We start from the raw sequence: 22789 nt of genomic DNA, 5'->3' as shown, positions 1-22789 counted from the left end.
TCATGACCTCTTTCAGTATGAAACAGGACTCAAAACTTCAAAACAGAAACACAGTGGAACAGCATCATGGCGAATAAGTTTGAATTTCAGATCCGTGTATATATTGAAGATACCGATGCAGGTGGTATTGTCTATCACGCCAACCATATTCGCTTTATGGAACGTACCCGTACCGAATGGCTGAGAGCATCAGGTATTGACCATTACTGGCACCAGAAAGATTATAATTTTGTCGTACATAAAATAAATGTGAAATATTCACGCCCTATATTGATGGATGATCTCATCACTGTTACTGCACGTGTAGTTTCATGTAAAGCTACGTCATTTGTATTGCAACAAAATATTTATCGTGGTGAAATTATGCTAGCTTCTGGCGAGGTTGAACTGGCTTGCATCAGCAATGAAATGAGACCGAGCCGAATTCCTGATGAAATCCGTGATCTGATTCAGCGAGAACTCGATCACGAATAAAAATTACTACTGGCACATGTAACTATGGCAACTCAAATAGAATCCACGCTTCACATTTCAGATCTTATTTTACAGGCAAGTCCTGTGGTTCAGCTGGTTATGCTGATTTTACTTCTGGCATCACTCTACAGCTGGTATCTGATTGCCAGGTTACATATGAGTTATAAAAAAGCCCAGACCGATGATGATCATTTTCAGAAAATGTTCTGGTCTGGCGCTGAACTGAATACTCTTTACAACAATGCTCAACTCAATTCAAAACGTCGTGGACTGGAAGATATTTTCTATCAGGGACTGGGTGAGTTTCTTAAACTGAAAAAACGTAATGCACCACAGACTCAGACTATTGAAGGAACTGAGCGTATTTTACGTGTGGGTCTCAGCCGTGATCAGTCCGGTCTTGAACAGGGTCTGGGGGCACTTGCAAGTATCGGTTCAGTTGCTCCTTATATCGGTCTGTTCGGTACTGTCTGGGGGATTATGAATGCGTTCATTGGTCTGGCAGATGTAGAACAGGTTACCCTTGCAACTGTAGCCCCTGGTATTGCAGAAGCGCTGATTGCCACAGCAATCGGTCTGTTTGCTGCTATTCCAGCTGTACTGGCATTTAACCATTTCACATCTAAAGGTGAAGGTGTTTATTCTGACCGTGCCCTGTTTGCCGAAGAAATGGTTGCACTGCTGCAACGTCAGTCCCTGGACAGCACAAAGGAACAGGACTGATGGCTATTCAGCGTTCAGGACGCTTTGAGCGTATAAAAAAACCACTGAAAAGTGATATGAACGTCGTACCCTATATTGACGTTATGCTGGTTCTGCTCGTCATTTTCATGGTGACAGCCCCAATGATTACCACTGGGGTCAAAGTTGACCTGCCTCAGGCAAACAACAATCCGATTCAGTCTGAAGACCGCCCTGCTATAGTCACTTTAAAAGACGATGGCACGCTTCTTCTTGAAGATAAAAACCACCCAAATGACGTCATGACACTGGATGAACTGAAAACAGTTCTGTCCGAAAGTCAGGAACAGGCTCAAGCGAGTAAAAAGCAGCTGACTGTACTGATCAACGGCAGTGAATCACGCCCATACGGTGAAGTCATGCAACTCATGTCTGCATTACAGGATGCTGGTTTAGGCCAGGTAGGTTTACTGACCAAGTCAGAAAAGTAATATGAAATATTCCAAAAAACCGCCGTTTAAACAAAATGCTGTTGCCATCGGATTTACCCTCGGGGTACATCTGATTGCAGTCGTGGGTTTTCTGTATCTCGGCATGAGTAAACCTCCAGTTCCACCCAAACAGATCAAAACTGTGCTGGTGAAACCTGAAGATTTACCGCCACCTGAACCCAAAGTACTGGAACAGACTGACTCTGCGGAAACAACACATACCAATACAGCTCCTGAAATTACTCAGACAGCCGAACCTGTAGAAACACCTGCACCTCAGGTTCCTGTGACGACTCCAACCGAATCAGCTGCGGCACTGAATGCACAAAAAGCGGCACTGGCTGCAAAAGCTGCTGCCGAAGCTCAGGAAAAAGCGGAGAAACTTGCAGCAGAACAGGCTAAACAGCGTGCTCAGGCAAGTGCTGCTGAAAAAGCGAAGGCAGATACCAAAGCAAAAGCGGATGCTCAGGCCAAAGCCCGTACAGAAGCAGATGAAAAACGCAAAGCGGAAGCTGCTGAAAAGGCTAAAGCAGATGCCAAAGCTAAAACGGATGCTCAGGCTAAAGCCCGTGCGGAAGCGGGTTCAAAACGTAAAGCGGAAGCTGCTGAAAAAGCCAAAATAGATGCCAAAACAAAAGCGGACGCTCAGGCTAAAACCCGTGCTGAAGCAGATTCAAAACGTAAAGCAGAAGCTGCTGAAAAAGCCAAAGCAGATGCCAAAGCTAAAGCGGACGCTCAGGCTAAAGCCCGTGCCGAAGCGGATGCTAAACGTAAAGCGGATGCAGCTGAAAAAGCCAAAGCAGATGCCAAAGCTAAAGCAGACGCTCAGGCCAAAGCCCGGAGTGAGGCGGATACTAAACGTAAAGCTGAAGCTGCTGAAAAAGCGAAGGCAGATGCCAAAGCTAAAGCAGACGCTCAGGTTAAAGCCCGTAGTGAGGCAGAAGCAAAACGTAAAGCAGATGCAGCTGAAAAAGCGAAGGCAGATGCCAAAGCTAAAGCAGACGCTCAGGCTAAAGCCCGTAGTGAGGCAGAAGCAAAACGTAAAGCAGATGCAGCTGAAAAAGCAAAAGCTGCTGCAGAAGAAGAAGCCCGTGCATCTTCTGCTAAAAAAGCTGCTGAGGAAGCAGCCAACAAAAAGGCTGAAGCTAAAAAAATTGCATCCTCTGCAAAGCGTGATTTTCAAAAACGTATTTACAGCGTCTGGGAAGTTCCTCCAGCTTCACGCGGTCAACAGGCTACCGTACGTGTTACTTTAAGTGACAGTGGTGCTGTATTATCCGTTGTAGCTACATCAAATGATCCTGACCTGAAAGCCAGTATAGAGGCGGCTGTCCGAGCTGCTGCGCCGTACCCAATGCCTTCAGATCCGGATGCGCGACGCGAGGCACGTTCCTATACATCTGTAATGAATGCTGCGAAGTAATTTTTTGAACCACAGTTAATCCATTTGCTGTGGTTCTTTATTTAAGAATTCAGAATTTAAATAAATTTTCGGTACAATCAGCTTATTTATTCACTTTTTCACAGTGTTATAACAGTTCAGTCATATTTTGGTGCTTTAAATAATCCATAATCATGCCATTATGTGACCCAATGACACAGACAATAACTCACAGCTTCAGAGTGAACAGCGAATGATGGAAATGACGCGCAAACATCTACTTTGTTTAACCATTTTAACTGCACTGAGCCCAGTACTGATCACTCAGTCATATGCTCATCTGTACCTGGAAATCACCAAAGCGCCAGAAGAAGCGCCTAAAATTGCAATTTTGCCTTTCAGTGGTGATCAGAACATTTATCCAATTGTAGAAAATGACCTGAACCGTTCTGGTAAATTTACAAGTTCATCAAAAAACCTGCCAGCAACTGCTGATATGAACAACCCAAATGCTGCTGCATGGCAAGCTGCGGGAGTTCCTTACGTTGTTACAGGTAATGTAAAACCGGCAGCCGGTGGTGGTTTTGAAGTTCATTATCAGCTGTACGATGTGCAAAAACAGCAGTATTTACTGAATGAACTGCTGACTGTTCCAGCATCCCGCGTCCGCCAGGCAGGACATATGATCAGTGATGCTATTTTTGAAGCTTTGACGGGTATCAAAGGCGATTTCAGTGGTCGTATTGCATATGTACTGCGTAACCCTGCTACCCCCGAACAACGTTATACCCTTCAGATTGCGGATACTGACGGTGAACAGCCTAAAACCATTCTGACCTCACGTGATCCTATCCTGTCCCCTGCATGGACACCTGATGCCAAAAAAATTGCCTATGTTTCTTTCGAAACCAAACGCCCAGCAATTTACATCCAGGATCTTGCCAGTGGCAGTCGTGAAAAAGTAGCCAGTTTCCGTGGTCTGAATGGCGCACCAGGTTTCTCTCCTGATGGCAAAAAAATGCTGTTTACGGCTTCCATACACGGCAACCCTGAAGTTTATGAAATGGATCTGGAAACCCGTAAACTGGAGCGTATGACCAATGACAGTGCAATTGACACTGAAGCCCGTTATGCCCCAAATGGTAAATCCTTTATCTTCACTTCTGACCGTGGTGGTTCTCCGCAGATTTATACTTACAGCTTTGCTGATGGCAGTGTAAAGCGACTGACTTTCCGTGGAGCATTCAATGCCCGTGGAGCACTCAGTGCAGATGGTAAAAAGATTGCACTGGTTCATCGTCCGAGTGGCAGCAACTATAAAGTTGCCATCCAGGACATCAACACCGGTATTACCAATATTCTGACCCCAACCAGTCTGGACGAATCTCCAAGTTTCTCTCCAAATGGACAGATGGTGGTTTATGCAACACGTGAAGGAAACCGTGGACTGTTGTCCATCATGTCACTGGATGGTCGTTTCCGTATGAATCTTCCGAGTGAACAGGGTGAAGTCCGCGAACCTGCATGGGCACCAAAATAATTTCAACAGATCAATCAATAATTAACTTTCATGGAGATAATAATGAAAGCAATCAAACTGTTTGTACTACCCGTTCTGGCAACAGCACTGGTAATGACCGGTTGTGCCAGCCGTAAACCGGCTGGTGTTGTTGAAGCTGCTCAGAACCCATCAGGTTCAGGCACAGTCAACACTGAAGGTCTGAGCGAAGATGCCGCAATCAACGCACAAAATCTTGCAGGTGCTTCATCCAAGGGTGTTACCGCTGCAAATAAAGCATTTCTTGCTAAACGTGTTGTTCATTTTGATTATGACAGCAGTGATCTGTCCAATGACGACTATCAGACTTTACAGGCACATGCTCAGTTCCTGATTGCAAACGCCAACTCTAAAGTTGCGCTGACTGGTCACACCGACGAACGTGGTACCCGTGAATACAACATGGCTTTAGGTGAGCGTCGTGCTAAAGCTGTTGAAAGCTTCCTTGTGACCAACGGTGTGAAACCACAACAGCTCGAAGCTGTCAGTTATGGTAAAGAAATGCCTGTCAATGCCGGTCATAATGAAAGTGCATGGAAAGAGAACCGTCGCGTAGAAATCAACTATGAAGCTGTTCCGCCGCTGTTGAAATAATTCACAGGCATTCTCTTCACTCTGATTAAAGTGTTGAGATAAAAAAAGCACCCACTTCAGGGTGCTTTTTTTATCAGACTTTTTCTGATTCTACCGGTTGAGTCTGTAAAGACTCAATCAGATCATGTTTGTTGAAATCTTTGTATTCTGCTTTGGATTCGTACCCTTTCCAGGCTTCTTTCACCTTATCATCAGAAATTTCATCAAAGTTGATCCCCTCATTCGGGGTTGGAGTCGCATCAAATTTCTTCGTAGTCATTTCTGTGCTCCTGACTGAAAATTAAATCCTTTCCATCAACATAGCATTTTCCACAGGACTTGCAAGGGTAAAATCACGACAAATAGTCCAGTTTAATTTTTCTTTTAGCTCGTTCTCATCTAAAATAGAGCGCATTGATTTTTTATTCATTTTGATTCGTTTTGACCTCGGAGCCATCCAGTTATGTCTAACCTCAGCCTTTCCCAGTTTCTACAACAACAAAGCGGGAACTTAACGCCTGAACTTTCTCAAGTAATTGAAACAATTGCAGATACTTGCAAGACGATTGATCAGGCTCTGCAAAAAGGCGCACTGGCAGGCGTACTGGGAAGTGCTGAACATGAAAATGTTCAGGGTGAAACCCAGAAAAAGCTCGATGTCATTTCCAACGATTATCTTATTGATGCGCTGAAAGTACATCCACACGTTGGTGGTCTTGCTTCTGAAGAGCTCGATGATTTTACCCCTGCTCAGGAAAATGGTCAGTATCTGGTTCTGTTTGATCCACTTGATGGTTCAAGCAACATCGACATCAACATGTGTGTAGGTACGATTTTCTCTGTTTTACCTGCTAAAAATGCAGTTACTCAGGCAGATGACTTCATGCAGGCAGGCACTCAACAGGTTGCTGCAGGTTATGTACTGTATGGTCCATCAACCATGATGGCGCTGACAGTGGGTGCCGGCACAGTGTTTTTCACCTTCGATCCTGAAACTCAGCAGTTCCTTCTGACAACTGAAAACATTCAGGTAGCCACTGACACGAAAGAATATGCCATCAATGCATCTAACGCACGTCACTGGGAAGCACCGGTTAAACGTTATATTGATGAACTTGAAGCGGGTAAAACAGGTCCTCGTGAAAAAGATTTCAATATGCGCTGGGTGGCATGTATGGTAGGCGATATTCACCGTATTCTTTGTCGCAGCGGTATTTTCATGTACCCATATGACACAAAAGATCCACAGAAAGCAGGTCGTCTGCGTTTAATGTACGAAGCAAATCCTATGAGTATGCTGATGGAACAGGCTGGAGGTTCATCCACCACAGGTCGTATCCGTATCATGGACATTCAGCCTACTGAATTACACCAGCGTGTACCTGTTGTGATTGGTTCAAAAAATGAAGTCGAACTGGTCACTTCATACCATCACTGAATCAGACTCTGAAGCTGAGTCACCAATACACTGAACACGGCATTATTCAGCAATGTTCATATTCGGGGTTGTGTCATGCACAGCCCCGACTTACTTAAGATGGATACCTTTCCCATGCCCACGATTTTTTTAGAATCACGTGATAACCCTAAAATTAAGCATCTACGAGGCTTGATTGAGCAGAACACTTACCGCAAAAAACAGGGACAGACCGTTCTTGAAGGTACTCACCTGGTGATGGCGTGGCTTGAAAAAGACCGTAAAATCAATTCCATATTTACAACCGAGCATGCGCTTGCACATCCTGATTTTGAGGAAATTTTCTCTCATTATCCAGGGACTGTTTTTGTACTGAGTGAATCCCTGTACAAAGATTTAAGCACACTGGGTACATCACTCGCCTGCCTTGCTATTGTAGACCTGCCAACCAATACACCTGCCCTGAACTTCACTGAAGATACGCTGATTCTGGAAAACATTCAGGACCCTGGAAATGTTGGAACACTGCTCCGCTCTGCGGCTGCGGCTGGAATTGAACAGGTTGTCTGTACCAAAGGTTCTGCATCACTATGGTCACCTCGTGTTCTACGTGCTGCAATGGGTGCGCATTTTTCATTGCATACCTATGAAAACATTGAGCTGGAAGACTTTCTGAAACAGTTCAAAATACCGGTCTATGTCACCAGTTCCCACGAAGCCGAAAGCCTGTACTCTAAAAATCTGCGTAAACAATGCGTATGGATTTTAGGAAATGAAGGTCAAGGCGTATCCGATTTTGCACTGAAACACGCCGATGCGGTCTGTATTCCTCAACCAGGTGGACAGGAATCACTCAATGTAGCCGTTGCAGGTTCAGTCTGTTTCTTTGAAATGGTCAGACAACGTCTTTAAATCGTTATTTTATTTTAAACAGGCTCGCCTTGCCTAAAAAATAGATTACACTAGAAAAATAATCACAAATATTGTCAACCCAACCATTATTTTCAACGTTATATGTATATGAAAATGGAAATAATGGTGGGTATCCGATGACAGGATTTTCCATCTCTATGGATTTAGCGCCAAAACAGTCAAAATCAGAAGATTTGAGTGCTCTTAAGAGTACGGCTGAACAACGCCTGAAAAATTTCATGCAGGATGTGACTGGACGTGCCCTGGTGATGATGGAAAGTGCAACCCAGGGTCAACAGGGTATTTCCATGGATCTGGTGCAGGAAGCCTTTATTTCCCTGCACAAATCCTACTCAGACAAAACCACTGAAGAATGGTACCCCCTTTTCTATACCATACTGAACAACAAACTGCAGGACTGGCGCAGAAAGGAAGTTCGCAGAGCTCAACCTCTGTCATTTTTCCGAAAAGTCAGTCTTGATGACGATGACATTGAACTGAACGATGTTATTGATGAATCCACACCTGACCCATCTTCCTTCCTGGATCAGGCTGTAACCGCAGAAGAAATACAGGAAGCGATTGCAAAGCTCCCTGTCCGACAGCAGCAGGCATTTATGCTGAGAGCATGGGAAGGTTTTGATACACAGACCACGGCACAGATTATGAACTGTACTGAAGGCAGCGTAAAAACACATTATCACCGCGCCATTCAAGGTCTTCGAACTTATTTAGCACATTTAAACCCATATTTGGGAGGGTCATCAGAATGAAACAGGATGATTTCTTGAAACAGGTTACTTCCAGACTTGACGGACTGGCACACAGTCATAAAGGCAAGCCTGTCGTGATGAACCACGTTCTGGACAAAATCCAGGACCGACAGACTTCACGTTATGGTCTATGGAAAATGTCTGGATTTGCATTGGCTGCCGCAATTGCAGGTTTTGTTGTACTGCCAAATTCTGCAGAAATGACGGTTAAACCACAGAATCAGGTCACATTAACACCAAAACTTTCACCTCAGATGGTGGAAGACATGGAAATGCTGATGGTTCTGGGTGAGGACAAAAATCCACATGGCAGCTAAAAGATTAGCACTCGCTTTTTGTGCTTTAGGTTTTCTACAGACCAGTTTTGCTGGTTTTGAACGTTTCTGGATTTTCTCCAAAGATGCCGATACTCAGATCTCTGAAACATGGGACTCTCTTTCGGATGCGGAACAGGCTGCTCTGATTAAACGCTATCAGTCTTTAAAAGAAATACCCGATGAGCAAAGCAGTGCCTTACAGCAACGTATGGACTGGTTTACTCAGCTGCCTGATCAGGAAAAACAGAAAATGCGTGAAACCTGGCAGAAAATGAGCAGTATGGAACGTAAAGATTTACGTACCCGTATGCTCAAAGCGGCCCCAGAAGACCGTGCAGCAATCCGCGAAGAATATATCAACAAATATATACAGCCAGGTACTGCAAGCCACTGAAAGTCATGATGTAACAGTCAAATCAGCTGCTGCGTACCAGCATGATCTCAATAAAAAGCCTCCAGACTGGAGGCTTTTTATTGTCAGTTACTTCTGTTTACGCCGGAATGTCCTGAATGCTGCCATTCCGATCAAACCGAACACACCTAGCACTCCAGCACTGCCTCCACCACCACCATCTGCTTTGGTATTTGAGTCAACAGAGGTATTGTTCAGATAAATCTTCGCCGTCTTGGTTGACTGTAATCCTTCAGAATCAAAAATATCGTATTCAATTGCATAACTGAATGGACTGAAATTATTTTTAACCTGAATATTCAGATTTCCACCATAACAGGTATCACGTATATAGTCCGTTGGACATGGACCACTACGATCAGCCTTAATCACAATACTGGATGGCTGATTCACAATTCGGATCGCAAGATCTTTACCATCTGCACCTTTGAAAAATGGTGGCTTATCTGGATTCAGCAGTGCTGAAACCGGACCATCACCATCATCACTGTCATTTTCCAAAGGATTTACACTTACAGCAAGATCAGAACCATATTTTATGACATAGGAATCATCTTTCGCTATAGGTGCAATATTGACAAAGTCTGCCTTTAATATACCCGTCGAAGTCTGATGACCCACTTTTGAGGTAATGGTGTATTTACAGTATGAAGAACCCAGACCGCCTGTAAGTTCATCGTCCAGTCTGTAAATCATAATCCGTTTAACTGCTGGAACCCACTCACACTTCATGTTTGGATCTTTGGTTCCTGTAAACTTAAACTCTTTCCCTTCTCCCGAAATACTGCCAACACCAATCGCTTCAGCAGTAATTGTATAATTATCAGTATTCAGTTCTTCAGGTTTTGCAATCACATTTCCCTGACTGTCGGTACTCAGAACTGCATTTGGCAGTGCCTGCGCAAATGGATCCAGATAAATCGCTCTGTATTTGGCATTTGCTTTTGTAGCAGCAAGTAATTCTGTATTTTCCTTAAGAATTTCAGTATATGCTGCTATCAGATCCTTATTTTCTACAGGATATTTTAAAATCTGAGTCGCATAGTCAATTTCAGCCTGATAATAATCTAATAAAGTCACATAAGAAGTATTCTTAAGACTTTTTAAGTCTGCAGCTGTCAGACGCATATTTTCGATTGAACCGATATCACAGGTATTCTTATCATCTGGATTAAGCGTTAAAGTACCGTTAGTCACACGCTCAAGGCCACGCTGATCAATACCACAGGTATCTCCACCAACATCCACCAGATCCGTTTCTGTTGAATGATTCACTGGATAGTACATTGGAAGATATGCATTGTATTCATTTGGAACAAGCATTGGAGTCAGGACATCACTCAACGACATTCCATTCAGCTTAATGTGCCTGAATTTCTTCTCTTTCGTTGATGTATCTGTATCGTAGAGCTGTGCATCAGGTAAATCACAGGCACCTTCAACACCATCAGTCTGAAATGCATTCTTAACCGCGCTTATACCTGCAGTGGTAATTTCTGCAACATCCCCACCATTCAGTGCATAGCGACAGGATTTTCCTGTATTAAATGCCAGTACATTATATACCAGTGCTTTAGACCCATTATCATCATACAACAATGTGCTGAATGCTTTATTGCTGACAATGGTATTACTCAGCAATTCCATTTTTGACGATGAACTTAAAGTATGTCCATCTGTTGAAATTGCTTTAATGATGCTCCCGGACTGAGGGTTAACTGTATTTTCAGCAATTGTACTGGAGCTGATTCTAACAGTCGCTTGTCCACAGATATCCATAATACTTGGATCTGCAGCCGAACCGTTGCGTATAATACTGCTGGCTGAAATGGTAATCGCTGATTGAGTATTCATTAAATCAGCACCGCACTCCATGGCAAGTACGCTACCCGCCTGATCTGCCTTATTCCCTTCCAGACGCGAACCTGAAATACTGATTTCTTTTTCAGTCTGTCTTGCAAATGAATAAACTGCACCGCCATTTTTTGCACGGGAGTTCAGGATTGCACCATCAATTACTGAAAACGGCCCTGCAGCAAAGACAGCACCACCATAGTCAGCTGAGTAGCCATCCGTAAGGGTAATATGTGTAAGCTCAACGCTTGTACCAGAGTTCGCTGTATTGAATATACGGCTTTTTCCACCACCACTGATGATTGTTTTCGTTTCCGTAAAAGCCGGATATTCGTGTGTAATAGGATCTTTACGCGTAAAGTCAACGGGCGCTTTGCCCCATATTCTGATTGTAGACTGAGGTTTCAACTCTTCATTCAGCAGATACGTTCCTGCTTCCAGCTGAATAATGTCAGTTTGTCCATTCGCTGTATTACCAGGAGTACAGCCACCAAAAGATTTATTATCTTTTGCTGTCTGTATTGCCTCCCGCAAAGAACAGTTTGCTGGGTTTTCACCATTTTCATCAGCAAAAGTATTGACATAAATAGTCTTATCCTGGGCTGCAATCAACGGCATTGCTGCCAGCACCGCCAGACATAATATTCCTTTTTTATAATTTTTCATGATCTTTCCCTGCTTATTTCTTAAAGCGGCGCAATCCTGCCAAAGCAAACATTCCTAACACTCCCAGCCACCCAAAAGAGCCACCGGAAGTTTTTACTTTGCTGCTTTCCATTACATTATCCGGCTCAACCAGAATATTGACATTTACGGGTACATATTTATCTGTCAGGTTAAATCGGGTTGCCGTGGTAATAACTTTAATTTTGAAGGTATCTGCACCTTTCCATGCAGAATTTGGGACATAAGTGATATTGCCATCATTATCAATACTGACTCGGCCTTTAGATGCAGTATGAGTTTGCTCAACCTGCATACAGCCCGCCTGCCATGCTTCGCCATCTGGTCTTTTCCCAACCAGTGCATCGCATTGATCCGCTGGTAGCAGATCTATATCACCCAAAGCTTCTGCAATACTCAGCTTAATGGTCTGTCCAGGTAAAAACTCATCGCCCAACGTGCCGAGACTTTCAGGAACAACAACTTCGATGGCACCACGGTCACATAACATATAATCAGCCTGTCTGTTGACTGAACGCTGATCAGTTCCCATGCAGGTGATAAGCGAATCCGTACCAATCTGAGCTTTTCCTTTATCAATAATGACGGATTCAGCAAGTGTTTTATAAATTAAAGGAATCCGTGGACGTAAGTAGCCAAGAAACATTTTGTCATTACGCACTAAAGGACATAACAGGCTTTCTTTATCTGTATAGACAGGATTACAGCTGCCTTCCAGTTCATCACCAGCGATCAGCTTAGTCCCTGACCAGATTTCATTTGGATATTTTGAACTGCCTGTTCCACAGCTTGCACCTGCAAGGTTGTTCTGAAGAATACTTTTATCACCGGAGACAACTGTACAGTCCACAGACTGTTTGACAGGATAAGGATTGCCCACAACAATACTGTTTGCCATGTATGCTTTACCGAATGGAGCATCCAGTAAAATCCCCCCGGTATTGGCGACAACTGTCAGGTTGTTCAGTCCCATTTCATCGCGGAGACGGATCAGATTTCCTTTATTGCGCATAAACGTTGTGTTTAGCACGTAATATTTCATTTTAGGGAAATCTTCAGTTTTATCATCGGCAGGCGATTTTTCAGTTTCAATTGCTGCACTGGCAGTACTGGTCGTTTCATTATCAATGACCAATGCACGCTGCATAATAAACAGAGGCACCATGGAGTAAAGAACTGCCCCCTGGTCTGCTGTGTTTTTTTCAAACAGGCTATCATTGATAGAAACCCGACTGAGAGTGCCGCCCTCTTTATAAGGTACAGCTACATTATAAATCGCACCACCTTTAGCCGCCTGTCCACCACTGAGTTTGACATATTCAAGTGTAAGCAGTTCATCATTATAAATCAGACCACCTTTATCCTGCTTGCACTTGCTGTCACCACATCCTTGCAGATTGACTTCAGTTAAATTGACCGACAGAATATTGTCGTAATCAATTTCGTTACCTTCTTTGTCTTCTGCTTTTTTAGTGTCTTCAATCTGAAAAATACGGTCTGTCCCCACCATCTGAAGTGTCGCATTCAGCAAGCCTTTAACCGGTTCTTCACCATTTTCAGTCGTGGAGGAATACACTGTCCGTATGCTCAGACTTTTTGAAATCCGAATCTGGCTGTTCAGTCTGTAAACTGTTCTGCTTTTAAGCTCAATGATATTTGCAGCGTCTTTTCCGCCACAGCCATAGTAGCCTTCCTCTTTCATTCCCTGATTAATATATTCAATCGCTTCGCGTAAAGAACACTCTTTATCATCCTTAACGACATCTTCAGTTGAGGTTACTGTGATATTGGCACTGTAAGCATGTCCCGCTATAAAAAGCGAACCGATAGCTATGCTCCGTTTGAGCATCTCCTTCTCCTTGATTTTTTAATGTTCTTTTTTTTCTTCAGTTGCAAAGTCCGTGCAACATGGAACAATTTTCCGTGTACTTTGTCATAGCTTGAGTAATTACTCAAGATTTTTTATGTTTTAATGATATTCATCAATCAAGGCATAAATCTGGCGGATTGTGGCTGTACTCAGCTTTGTTTTTTCACCTTTTAACAACTGTATCAGCTGTTCTAAAGACTGCAACAGAACAGATGCCTGATGCGGACCATGTAACAGCAGATAATCAGTTATCTGCTGATCAATGTGAATCCCTCTACGGTTCAGCACTGAAGTCACCAATGCATGTCTGTCTGCATACAAACTACCGTTCGGAACCTTAACACTGACAGCCTGAGTCAGGCGTGACTGAAGGTCCGGAAGTTCCAATTTCAGCTCAATTGGTGCAACCCGTGACGAAAACACAAGCTGTCCACCTTCTTCATTGTTATAATTAATGAGATGAAAAACTGCCTTTTGCCAATGCGGAACACCACTGATTGCTTCTATATCGTCCAGTGCAACAAGGTCATAACGCTCAAGTGAAGTAATGGCTTCCGTCGGAGCATCAAGCAACTCAAGTAATGAAACCTGAATTGCTGATTTACCAATTTCCAGATAGGAATCACAAATTGCTGAAAGCAGATGACTTTTGCCTGTACCTGCCCCACCATAAACGTAGAACCTGTTCATTAACCCGGCATGTAACTGGCGGATTGCATCGATGACATGTCCCCATCCTGGACCTGAGAAATCACTGATCCGGGCATCAAGTTGTGGTTCAATATCAAGCTGCAGTTGACGCATATATTCTGAATAGCCCTATTTATCTTTTTCATCCAATGGGTCAATCTTACTCGATTTTTCAGTATCTTTCAGACTTTTTACAGGTTCGGGTGTAATTTCAATATCCACATTCACCTTTTCAGTTTCCACACTGATACTTCCTGTTTCAGCATCCTGAGTAACAGCAAGTAAAGGCACTGAGTACAGACGACTCTGTTCATAACAGTCACGGGCATGTCTGAGCAGAACGACGATCACCGCTGCAACAGGAAGTGCAATCAGCATACCGAGGAAACCGGCAAGCTGCGCCCCGGCAAGGACAGCAAATACGACTGCAACAGGTGACAGACCAATTTTATCCCCCAGCAGAAACGGCTGAAGAATATAGCCTTCAACTGCCTGACCAATCATAAATACCACACCGACCAATACCAGCTGCATCCAGTCAATACCGAACTGAAACAGAGTAGCAATGACAGCAGCAATAATACCGACACCAAATCCGAGATAAGGAATGATACTGCACAGACCCGCCACCATGCCAATAATCAAACCAACTTCCAGACCAATCAGCTGTAAACCCACTGCATATACCACACCAAGCAGGAACATCACTAGAAGCTGACCTTTTACAAAAGCCCCCAGTACGCTGTGGCATTCACCTACAATATTTAAAGTATTTTTTTCATAACGACGGGGAATCAGACGACGCATACTGTCCAGCATACGCTCCCAGTCCAGCAGGAAGTAAAACGCAATCACAGGAATCAGTACAACCACACCGCCAATCTGAATGAAATTCAGACCAGACTGTGCAATTTTCAGTGCCATGGTCTGGATACTGTCTGCACTGTAGTTCGTCTGGACATAATCCATAACGACTTTAGAAATCTGATCCACATCAATTTCCATAGGTTGCAGGTTAAATGTATGCGATGCCCACGGTAAAAAAGTATAGTTGATCCAGTGAATACCGGCAGGAATACTGTCACGCGCATATATCAGCTGTTTCCATACCAGCGGCACAACGAACCATACCGCCCAGGTCAGTACAACACCAATGGCAACAAAGACAGTAGAAATAGCCAGCCAGCGCGGTAAGAGCTTACTCAGTTTCTGTACCAGGGGGCTGAACAGATAGGCAAGCAGGAAAGCCCCTATAAAAGGAATAACTACAGGCTTAAGTAAATATAAAATCCACAGAATCAGAGCAATGCCTGCCAGGATGAAAACGCGCTGTAAACTGCGGTCAACCATAAGAATCCGCCTTTTTTAAGTGTAATCGTTATGGAACATAAAATATTTTAGTAAAGATAGCATTTTAGCGCATAAATAACATAAGAGTTTCGTATATTCGGGTTATAATCCCCGCGCAAATGCGGAGACTTCATTATGAGCAACTCAACTTCTTCCCCAAACACTGGTTTAAGCTATAAAGACGCTGGTGTCGATATTGAAGCGGGCGACGCACTTGTCGATCGAATCAAATCTGTAGCGAAACGTACTTCCCGTCCTGAAGTGATGGGTGGATTAGGCGGCTTCGGCGCACTTTGTAAAATTCCTAAAGGTTATGAAGAACCTGTTCTCGTATCTGGCACAGATGGTGTTGGTACTAAATTACGTCTGGCACTGAATCTGAACCGCCATGACACCATTGGTCAGGATCTGGTTGCAATGTGTGTGAACGACCTGCTGGTCTGTGGCGCAGAACCATTGTTCTTCCTGGACTACTATGCAACTGGTCACTTAAATGTTGATGTTGCTGCCAATGTTGTTACTGGCATCGGCGCTGGTTGTGAACTCGCCAACTGTGCACTGGTCGGTGGTGAAACTGCTGAAATGCCTGGTATGTACGAAGGCGAAGACTACGATCTTGCTGGCTTCTGTGTCGGTGTTGTTGAGCAAAGCAAAATTATTGATGGCTCTAAAGTGAAAGCTGGTGATGTACTGGTTGGTGTTGCTTCTTCAGGCGCACACTCAAACGGTTACTCTCTTCTTCGTAAAATTTTAGACGTGAAAAACGTTGATCTGACTCAGATCGTTGACGGTCGCCCACTTGCAGATGTTGCAATGGAACCGACACGTATTTATGTCAAACCTATTCTTCAGTTACTGAAAGAAGTTGATGTTCACGCAATGGCTCACATCACAGGTGGCGGCTTACCGGGCAACCTGCCTCGCGTACTTCCAAACGGTGCTCAGGCTGTTGTTAATGAAGCATCATGGGAATGGCCAGAACTGTTCAAACTGCTTCAACGTGAAGGTGGTGTTGAACAGTTTGAAATGTACCGCACATTTAACTGTGGCGTAGGTATGGTTCTTGTGGTTGATGCAGCAGATGCTGACAAAACTGTTGAACTGCTGAACAGCCTGGGTGAAAAAGCTTTCACAATGGGTCACATTGCAGACAATGCTGAATCCGTTGAAGGTGCTGACGAAAAAATCCGTGTGATTTTTGCGTAAAACCTGATGATCAAAATTGCGGTACTGGTTTCAGGCAGTGGAAGTAACCTGCAGGCACTGATTGATGCAAATCTTTCTGGTGAAATCGTCGGGGTTATTTCCAACAGACCTGAAGCCTATGCACTTCAGCGTGCTGAACAGGCTGGCATTCAGACCACCGTTATTGAACATAAGCAGTATCCAAGCCGTCAGGCTTTTGATGATGTCATGCATCAGCAATTACTTGAATGGAATGTGGACCTGGTGATTCTCGCCGGTTTCATGCGGATTTTAAGCCCTGAATTTGTTCAGGCATGGGAAGGAAAAATGGTCAACATTCACCCTTCTCTGCTGCCTGCATACAAAGGCATGCACACTCATCTGCGTGTGCTGAAAACAGGTGATACACTGCATGGCTGTACGGTTCATTTCGTCACAGCTGAACTTGATGCAGGACAGGCACTGACTCAGGGTGTACTCAGCGTCAGTCATAAAGATACTGCTGAGACCCTGGCAGAACGTGTTCATGTACTTGAACATCTGATTTACCCTCAGGCTGTTGAATGGATCTGTAATGGAACCATTCAGCATCTGAACAACGGTCAGGTGCTCTATAAAGGACAGCCTTTAACCAGCCCTGTTCAGTTCTGTAACTTTTGATTCAGCCAACTTAAAAGCAAGATTTAAAACGCATCCCTGGATGCGTTTTTTATTTTCAGGCGCTCCTCCACCAAGCCACTGTTAATTGAAAACCTGAATATCTGTAAAAAAACAAACCATAAAAAAATGCATCCTGAGATGCATTTTTATAAGTTTCAGCTGAAACTCAGATCAGTTAAGACTGAATCAGACTTTTAATCAAAGCTACTGTTTCCACAGGATGTTCCAGCGGGAACATATGACTGCCTGGAACGACAGTATAAGGAACATTAAACTTTTTCTTCATCTGCTGTGGATAACGACGCCCGATAAAAGGACCTTTTTCAGCTGCAACCAGATGAACCGGAACTTTCAGTTCAGACTGAGGCAACCACCACAGTGATGGATTGGTTCTGAAAATACTGACTTCATCCATTTTAGGAATGGTCAGTTCCACACCACCACGCGCATAATCATCTGTCAGTGCAAAATCAATATAGGCCTGAAAACAGTCCGCATCAAAATCTTTATAAAAGCCCTTTGGGCGCAGTAATTCTGCTGCCTGTTCCCGACTGTCCCAGTGATCACGGCGACGAAGCGAAAGTGATGCAGGAGACATGGTATCGACCATTTTCAGTTTCAGCAGTTTTGCGATATGCAAGGCAACTGAATCCTTCCCCATAATCATAGGTGGATCGAGCATGATGACCTGAGAAAACAGCTCTGGACGCTGTTGTGCCGCTTTAAATGACAGCACAGCTCCCAGTGAATGTCCAAGCCCAATCACTTTACGTCCCTGAGCCTGCCGAACAATACTGTCAATGACCTGTCTGGTCAGGCTTTCCCAGTGATTATCCACTGGGTAGTTTTTATCAGGTCCAAGTAATGGCACATCAATCACATCATAATCATCACTCAGCAGATCAAACAGCTTCTGATAAACTTTTGATGGCACACCATTGGCATGGGCAAAATGAATTAATGGTTTCATCGTAACTCTGTTGCCTGTTCAGACTTGATCTGCTGTGAAACTGATGATGCAAAACCCTGACCTATGCTGCTTCCCATACGTCCAAGTACAGAATCCAATGGGTTATATTCAATGGTATAGTTGAGGGCTTTGTCTGTTTTCAGCTCACGTTTCAGTGTCTGTAAACTGCCGGTACGGTCTGCAATACCCAGTTTTACAGCCTGTTCACCAGTCCAGAACAGACCTGAGAAAATAGCTGGATCTGTAGATTTCAGTTTACTGCCACGACCTTTTTTCACAGCATTGATAAAATGCTCATGAACATTATCCAGTACACCCTGTACATGCGCTTTTTGAGCTGGATCGACCGGCTGAGTCATGGAGAGTAATGCTTTATTTTCACCAGAAGTCATGGTTCTGTCTTCTACGCCCAGTTTCTGCATCAGTCCATTTACCCCATAATTTGGCATAATGACACCGATTGAACCCACAAGACTTGATGGATTAACAATAATTTCATCCGCTGCAGAAGCAATATAATATGCACCCGAAGCCCCAGTATCACCAATAATTGCATACAGTTTTTTATCTTTATGCTGCTGTTTCAGATACTGAATTTCCTGCCATATTTCATCAGACTGAATCGGTGAACCTCCAGGTGAATTAATATTCAGCACCACAGCTTTACTGTTGCTGTTTTCATACGCTTTTTTCAGCGATTTAATCGTGTCTCTACTGTTTACACTCTGCTTATCGGCAGCAATTGTCCCAATAATATCCACGACCGCAATATGCGAACCTGCGGTTGAAGTCGCATCTGTAGTTGCTGTACTGCAACCTTTACCCAGCATCACCAGTACAAAAAGCACATAAGCAAAGGTCAGCAGTTTAAAAAAGATTCCCCAGCGGCGCGCTCTACGCTGTTCCTCAACCGAAGCGAGTACAGCTTTTTCAAGAATCTGCCATTCTTTGCCTGTAGGTTGCTGTCCATGGTTCTGGGCAGATGGCGTTTCGTTTTGTGGTTTTGGTGGCCAGTCGGACATAAAAACAATCCATTAATCAGTAAATTTGCTCTCATTATATACACAGGAATTGCCCAAACTGTTTAAACAGAATATTTTCACCTATAATATTTTCTCTTTTTTGCAATTTTTTTACTTCGACACAGCATAATGACAGATAAAAACCAACAGAGCTTAATCTATCATGTACTGAATTTCATCAGTCGCCAGCCTATTCAGATTTGCCGTTTTATTGCCCGCAACCTTGCGGGTCTCGTCAATGTCCTCAGAATTACAAAAACTTCTGAGATCATCCGTCTGAATTTAAGAATTGCCCTGCCTGATCTGACAGAGTCTGAACATGAACGGATCACAGCACAGACCATCCGTAATGAACTGACCTCGTACTTCGAGTTTTTCAGCATCTGGGGATCATCCAACGAGAAAAATATTTCCCGTGTTCACAGCATTACAGGTGAACAGCTGGTACACGATGCGCTGGCTGAAAAAAAAGGACTGGTACTGATTGTTCCTCATTTTGGAACCTGGGAAGTTATGAATTCTGTCATTGCCCAGCATACCAATATGACGATCATGTACAAACCTGTCAAAAATGCTGATGCCGATCAGTTTGTACGCAATGCCCGCAGCCGTGAAAATGCAACCCTGGTTCCTACCGATGAATCAGGCGTCCGCCAGATTTTTAAAGCATTGAAACAGGGTAGTACAACGGTCATTCTTCCTGATCATACGCCTCATCATGGCGGTGAACCCGTGCCGTATTTCGGCATTCCACTCGAATCGAGTAATTTAAGTGCCAAACTGATTCAGAAAACCAAAGCCCGTGCCCTGTTCCTGTATGCACTGAGAAATGACAACCATGGCTTTGATATGTTTATTGAACCCATGGATGAAAGCATCTATCAGGGAACAGCAAATGACGGCACACTGGTGATACATCAGGCAATTGAAAACCTGATTCAGCGTTTTCCTGAGCATTATCACTGGAGCTACAAACGCTTCAGAGCACATCCTGACTTAAGAAAAATTTATGATATTGATCGTGATACTGCACTTGCACAGGTCAATCAGGTCAGGAATACGGCTAAGGATCATTCTGGCTGATCATCCAGGGCAAGCTATCTCTGTAAAAATTCATCTGCATGGCTTTTCCTGGGACTGCTCTAAAACTGACTGTCCCCTTTTCAACAGTACTGTATAAGGGAATATTCAAGGCTTTCAGGCGCTGTATCACTTCCTGAGTCGGATGACCATAGCGATTATCCTTGCCTGCGGAAACAACTGCCACAGCAGGCTGATAATGCTTTAAAAAAGCATAGGCTGAACTGTGACGACTGCCATGATGCCCAAGTACCAGTACATCCACTTTCAGTTCAGGATACTGCTGTAAAAGCTGAAACTCTGTAGGCCAGCCAGCATCGCCCATCAGCAGAAAATTTTGTACCCCTATTGCCTGTCTGACCTGTACATACAGCACACATGAAGTTTCATTACGTTCCTGTGCAGCCTGAGCCAGCTGTTCACCTAAGGGCAATAAAACCTGTACGGTCACCCCCTCACCCATTTGCCACTGCTGTCCCTGACTGCAATATTCAAACTGTGTCTTTACAGGGACAGAAAGTTGCTCACTGGAGAGCAACTTTGTCACCAGAAGCCTGTCTTTAATATGTTCATAGGCACCACTGTGATCCTGATCCAGATGAGTCAGCACCATATAATCCAAAGTACGGATCCCCTTTACAGACAGAAACGGCAGAATGATCTGCTCACCAATACTGAACTGGGTTTCGTCCATACTCCCACCAGTATCCACCATAAGACTCTGATCCTGATTGCGGATAAACACCGACTGCCCCTGCCCTACATCCAGAATACTGAGTTCAAAACCATGCCGTGTATCATCATTCAAAAACACAGCCAGAAAGCACAAAGCTGCCCAGGTTTTAGGTAAAACACCCAATGGCAGGAAAAGTAGAATCAGCCCCAGGATCAGGCAGAACAACACCGAAGTATCCATGGCAATGGGAATCAGAGATGGATGAAACAGCATATCCAGCAGGTTCAGACACCAGAGTAACAATGCAATGCATTGATCATTCAGCCAGAAAACCGCACTGGTCAAAGGCTCACAGACAAAAAAACTCAGACCTGCAATGACATCAAGTGGCACAATCACCAGCCCAATCCATGGAATAGCAAACAGATTACTGAACGGTGTAATCCAGGCAATCTGCTTAAAGAAAATAATCATAAACGGCAGCAATGCAAAAAATATTTTCCATTGCGATATAAACAGAATGCCCAACATCCGCCTGATCTGTGACAATCCTGTATCTGACACTTCATGCTGTATTTTTTCTGAACGCTGCACCGTCTGATAAATTCTTAACAGTACAAAACATGCGCCATAGGACAACCAGAATGCTGCTGACAGAATACTGAATGGATCCATCAATAACAGAACAGACGCACTGAACAACAGAATACTCAGTGGTTTCAGCTTCTGCCTGAGCAACAGTACCACTCCAATAATCAGGCTGCTGAATAATGTCCTGAGAGCCGGTATTTCAAAACCGACAAAAGCACAGTACAGCACTACACAGCTGAGAAAAGGAACAATCACAAAATAGGGTCTGGGAATACGAAGATAGACAGTCACTTTATAACGGTTGATCAGCCAGATCAGACACCAGCAGACCATACTTGCCAGGATCAGCACATGAGGTCCCGAGATCGCAAGCAGATGGCTCATACCAAAACGCTGAAACTGAGTTTTAGTACTATCATCCAGCAGGCTTTCATCACCAGTCAGCAGTGCAAGTAATAATCCCTTGTTGCCAAATGAATGTTCCAGAATAAATTCACGTATTTCCAGTCGCTTCAGTTCAAACCATAGCAGCACACGGGAAGAGACTGAGCGTTGCTGATGCAGAAAATCTGCATGACCTGCCCTGTAAACATCCTGCTCAGTCAGCTCCTGAACAGCATGGATACTGAATCCCGACATGATGTTCTGTTGCAGATACCATTTTTCTACATCAAATGCGCCAGGCACGGCAAAACTGTGTGCCGGTCTGACAGTTCCTGTCAGATGATAATACCTGCCAGGATGCAGTGAGACAGAATCCTGTCCTTCTGATACCTCCCGTTTTCTGAAAGAAATCCACTGCACAGGCTGAGGGTGCCGCCCAAGTACTGTAATTTTCTGACTGACTGATTTTTCTTTCAATTCATTCAGGCGGTTTACATAGACAATTACATCTGTCTGTTCAGGCTTTTCTTCTTTAAATTTCAGTCTTTCTGTCAGTCTGTTTTCAGCATACTGATATCCTGCCAGCAGACTGCTGACCAGTATCATGCATGAGCAGACATATTTCAGTCCGAGATTTGCTTTATAGCGATGTGTAATTACCAGGGACAATACCAGTATGGTCAAAGATGCAGGTACAGGTAAGGCAGACAGACCAAAATCTGTCATGGATGTCCCCATGAAAGCAATTCCCAGTATCCACCCGATACAGATAAGCTGAACCATA

General features: G+C 44.0%; 23 protein-coding genes. 14 read left to right on the top strand and 9 right to left on the bottom strand.

Features of this window, described 5'->3' with window-relative positions:
- The first annotated feature begins 66 nt into the window (after positions 1–66).
- From ybgC to pal, 6 genes are all read left to right on the top strand, one after another.
- A complete protein-coding gene (ybgC, locus tag CDG60_RS06670) occupies positions 67–474 on the top strand; it encodes a tol-pal system-associated acyl-CoA thioesterase (protein WP_087511239.1) in 408 nt (135 codons plus the stop codon).
- Between the two features lie 24 nt (positions 475–498).
- A complete protein-coding gene (gene tolQ / locus CDG60_RS06665; protein WP_087511238.1) occupies positions 499–1197 on the top strand; it encodes a protein TolQ in 699 nt (232 codons plus the stop codon).
- Positions 1197–1646, top strand: coding sequence for a protein TolR (gene tolR, locus CDG60_RS06660; protein WP_087511236.1), 450 nt, complete (start codon positions 1197–1199; stop codon positions 1644–1646). The genes tolQ and tolR overlap by 1 nt, the downstream gene beginning before the upstream one ends.
- Position 1647: 1 nt before the next feature.
- Positions 1648–3069, top strand: a complete 1422-nt coding sequence (tolA, locus tag CDG60_RS06655) for a cell envelope integrity protein TolA (RefSeq protein ID WP_087511234.1) — start codon at positions 1648–1650, stop codon at positions 3067–3069.
- Between the two features lie 214 nt (positions 3070–3283).
- Entirely contained in the window at positions 3284–4567 is a 1284-nt protein-coding gene (gene tolB / locus CDG60_RS06650; RefSeq protein WP_171405489.1) for a Tol-Pal system beta propeller repeat protein TolB, read from the top strand.
- A gap of 42 nt (positions 4568–4609) precedes the next feature.
- Positions 4610–5179, top strand: coding sequence for a peptidoglycan-associated lipoprotein Pal (gene pal / locus CDG60_RS06645; protein ID WP_087511231.1), 570 nt, complete (start codon positions 4610–4612; stop codon positions 5177–5179).
- A gap of 73 nt (positions 5180–5252) precedes the next feature.
- Here pal and CDG60_RS06640 read toward each other — a convergent pair whose 3' ends face one another.
- A complete protein-coding gene (locus CDG60_RS06640; protein ID WP_087511229.1) occupies positions 5253–5438 on the bottom strand; it encodes an NF038105 family protein in 186 nt (61 codons plus the stop codon).
- Between the two features lie 21 nt (positions 5439–5459).
- Entirely contained in the window at positions 5460–5588 is a 129-nt protein-coding gene (locus tag CDG60_RS18510) for a hypothetical protein (protein WP_264757140.1), read from the bottom strand.
- Positions 5589–5621: 33 nt separating this feature from the next.
- On the opposite strand from CDG60_RS18510, the gene CDG60_RS06635 reads away from it, so the two are divergent.
- The 5 genes from CDG60_RS06635 to CDG60_RS06615 all read left to right on the top strand — a co-directional run bounded on the left by CDG60_RS06635 (position 5622) and on the right by CDG60_RS06615 (position 8971).
- Positions 5622–6596: a class 1 fructose-bisphosphatase gene (locus tag CDG60_RS06635; protein WP_087511228.1), complete on the top strand. Its 975-nt coding sequence runs from the start codon at positions 5622–5624 to the stop codon at positions 6594–6596.
- 114 nt (positions 6597–6710) lie between these two features.
- Positions 6711–7487 (top strand): TrmH family RNA methyltransferase, encoded by a 777-nt coding sequence (locus CDG60_RS06630; protein WP_087511697.1) that lies wholly within the window; start codon positions 6711–6713, stop codon positions 7485–7487.
- A 158-nt stretch (positions 7488–7645) separates the two neighbouring features.
- Complete coding sequence (locus CDG60_RS06625; protein WP_087511226.1) at positions 7646–8260, top strand: RNA polymerase sigma factor; 615 nt, start codon at positions 7646–7648, stop codon at positions 8258–8260.
- A complete protein-coding gene (locus CDG60_RS06620; protein ID WP_087511224.1) occupies positions 8257–8577 on the top strand; it encodes a hypothetical protein in 321 nt (106 codons plus the stop codon). The genes CDG60_RS06625 and CDG60_RS06620 overlap by 4 nt, the downstream gene beginning before the upstream one ends.
- Entirely contained in the window at positions 8567–8971 is a 405-nt protein-coding gene (locus tag CDG60_RS06615) for a DUF3106 domain-containing protein (RefSeq protein WP_087511223.1), read from the top strand. The genes CDG60_RS06620 and CDG60_RS06615 overlap by 11 nt, the downstream gene beginning before the upstream one ends.
- Positions 8972–9058: 87 nt before the next feature.
- Here CDG60_RS06615 and CDG60_RS06610 read toward each other — a convergent pair whose 3' ends face one another.
- The 4 genes from CDG60_RS06610 to cxpE all read right to left on the bottom strand — a co-directional run bounded on the left by CDG60_RS06610 (position 9059) and on the right by cxpE (position 15437).
- The gene (locus CDG60_RS06610; RefSeq protein ID WP_087511221.1) at positions 9059–11509 is read right to left on the bottom strand and encodes a CSLREA domain-containing protein; all 2451 of its coding nucleotides are present in this window, start codon (positions 11507–11509) and stop codon (positions 9059–9061) included.
- Between the two features lie 13 nt (positions 11510–11522).
- Entirely contained in the window at positions 11523–13376 is a 1854-nt protein-coding gene (gene rbtA / locus CDG60_RS06605; RefSeq protein WP_087511219.1) for a rhombotarget A, read from the bottom strand.
- 120 nt (positions 13377–13496) lie between these two features.
- Positions 13497–14201 (bottom strand): DnaA regulatory inactivator Hda, encoded by a 705-nt coding sequence (gene hda, locus CDG60_RS06600; protein WP_087511218.1) that lies wholly within the window; start codon positions 14199–14201, stop codon positions 13497–13499.
- A 15-nt stretch (positions 14202–14216) separates the two neighbouring features.
- Positions 14217–15437: a chloramphenicol efflux transporter CxpE gene (gene cxpE / locus CDG60_RS06595; protein ID WP_087511216.1), complete on the bottom strand. Its 1221-nt coding sequence runs from the start codon at positions 15435–15437 to the stop codon at positions 14217–14219.
- Between the two features lie 135 nt (positions 15438–15572).
- Between cxpE and purM the strand changes: the two genes are divergently transcribed.
- Both purM and purN read left to right on the top strand, forming a co-directional pair.
- Positions 15573–16643 (top strand): phosphoribosylformylglycinamidine cyclo-ligase, encoded by a 1071-nt coding sequence (gene purM / locus CDG60_RS06590; protein ID WP_087511214.1) that lies wholly within the window; start codon positions 15573–15575, stop codon positions 16641–16643.
- Between the two features lie 6 nt (positions 16644–16649).
- On the top strand, positions 16650–17282 hold the full coding sequence (gene purN / locus CDG60_RS06585; RefSeq protein ID WP_087511212.1) for a phosphoribosylglycinamide formyltransferase: 633 nt from the start codon (positions 16650–16652) through the stop codon (positions 17280–17282).
- A 175-nt stretch (positions 17283–17457) separates the two neighbouring features.
- Here the strand turns inward: purN and CDG60_RS06580 are convergent, their stop codons facing one another.
- Together CDG60_RS06580 and sppA are read right to left on the bottom strand one after the other, a co-directional pair.
- Positions 17458–18252 (bottom strand): alpha/beta fold hydrolase, encoded by a 795-nt coding sequence (locus tag CDG60_RS06580; RefSeq protein WP_087511210.1) that lies wholly within the window; start codon positions 18250–18252, stop codon positions 17458–17460.
- The gene (gene sppA, locus CDG60_RS06575; protein ID WP_087511208.1) at positions 18249–19274 is read right to left on the bottom strand and encodes a signal peptide peptidase SppA; all 1026 of its coding nucleotides are present in this window, start codon (positions 19272–19274) and stop codon (positions 18249–18251) included. Before sppA ends, CDG60_RS06580 begins: the two co-directional genes overlap by 4 nt.
- A gap of 129 nt (positions 19275–19403) precedes the next feature.
- Here sppA and CDG60_RS06570 point away from each other — a divergent pair, with 129 nt between their 5' ends.
- Positions 19404–20357 carry a lysophospholipid acyltransferase family protein gene (locus tag CDG60_RS06570; RefSeq protein ID WP_087511206.1) on the top strand — a complete coding sequence of 318 codons (954 nt, stop codon included), beginning with the start codon at positions 19404–19406 and terminating at the stop codon, positions 20355–20357.
- Here CDG60_RS06570 and CDG60_RS06565 read toward each other — a convergent pair.
- Positions 20338–22788, bottom strand: coding sequence for a DNA internalization-related competence protein ComEC/Rec2 (locus CDG60_RS06565; RefSeq protein WP_160116989.1), 2451 nt, complete (start codon positions 22786–22788; stop codon positions 20338–20340). The two genes, CDG60_RS06570 and CDG60_RS06565, sit on opposite strands and share 20 nt — an antisense overlap.
- Between the last annotated feature and the right edge of the window lies 1 nt (position 22789).

This window comes from Acinetobacter chinensis (genome assembly GCF_002165375.2).
Taxonomy (GTDB): Bacteria; Pseudomonadota; Gammaproteobacteria; order Pseudomonadales; family Moraxellaceae; genus Acinetobacter; species Acinetobacter chinensis.
This window is presented reverse-complemented; position numbering and strand designations above follow the sequence as displayed.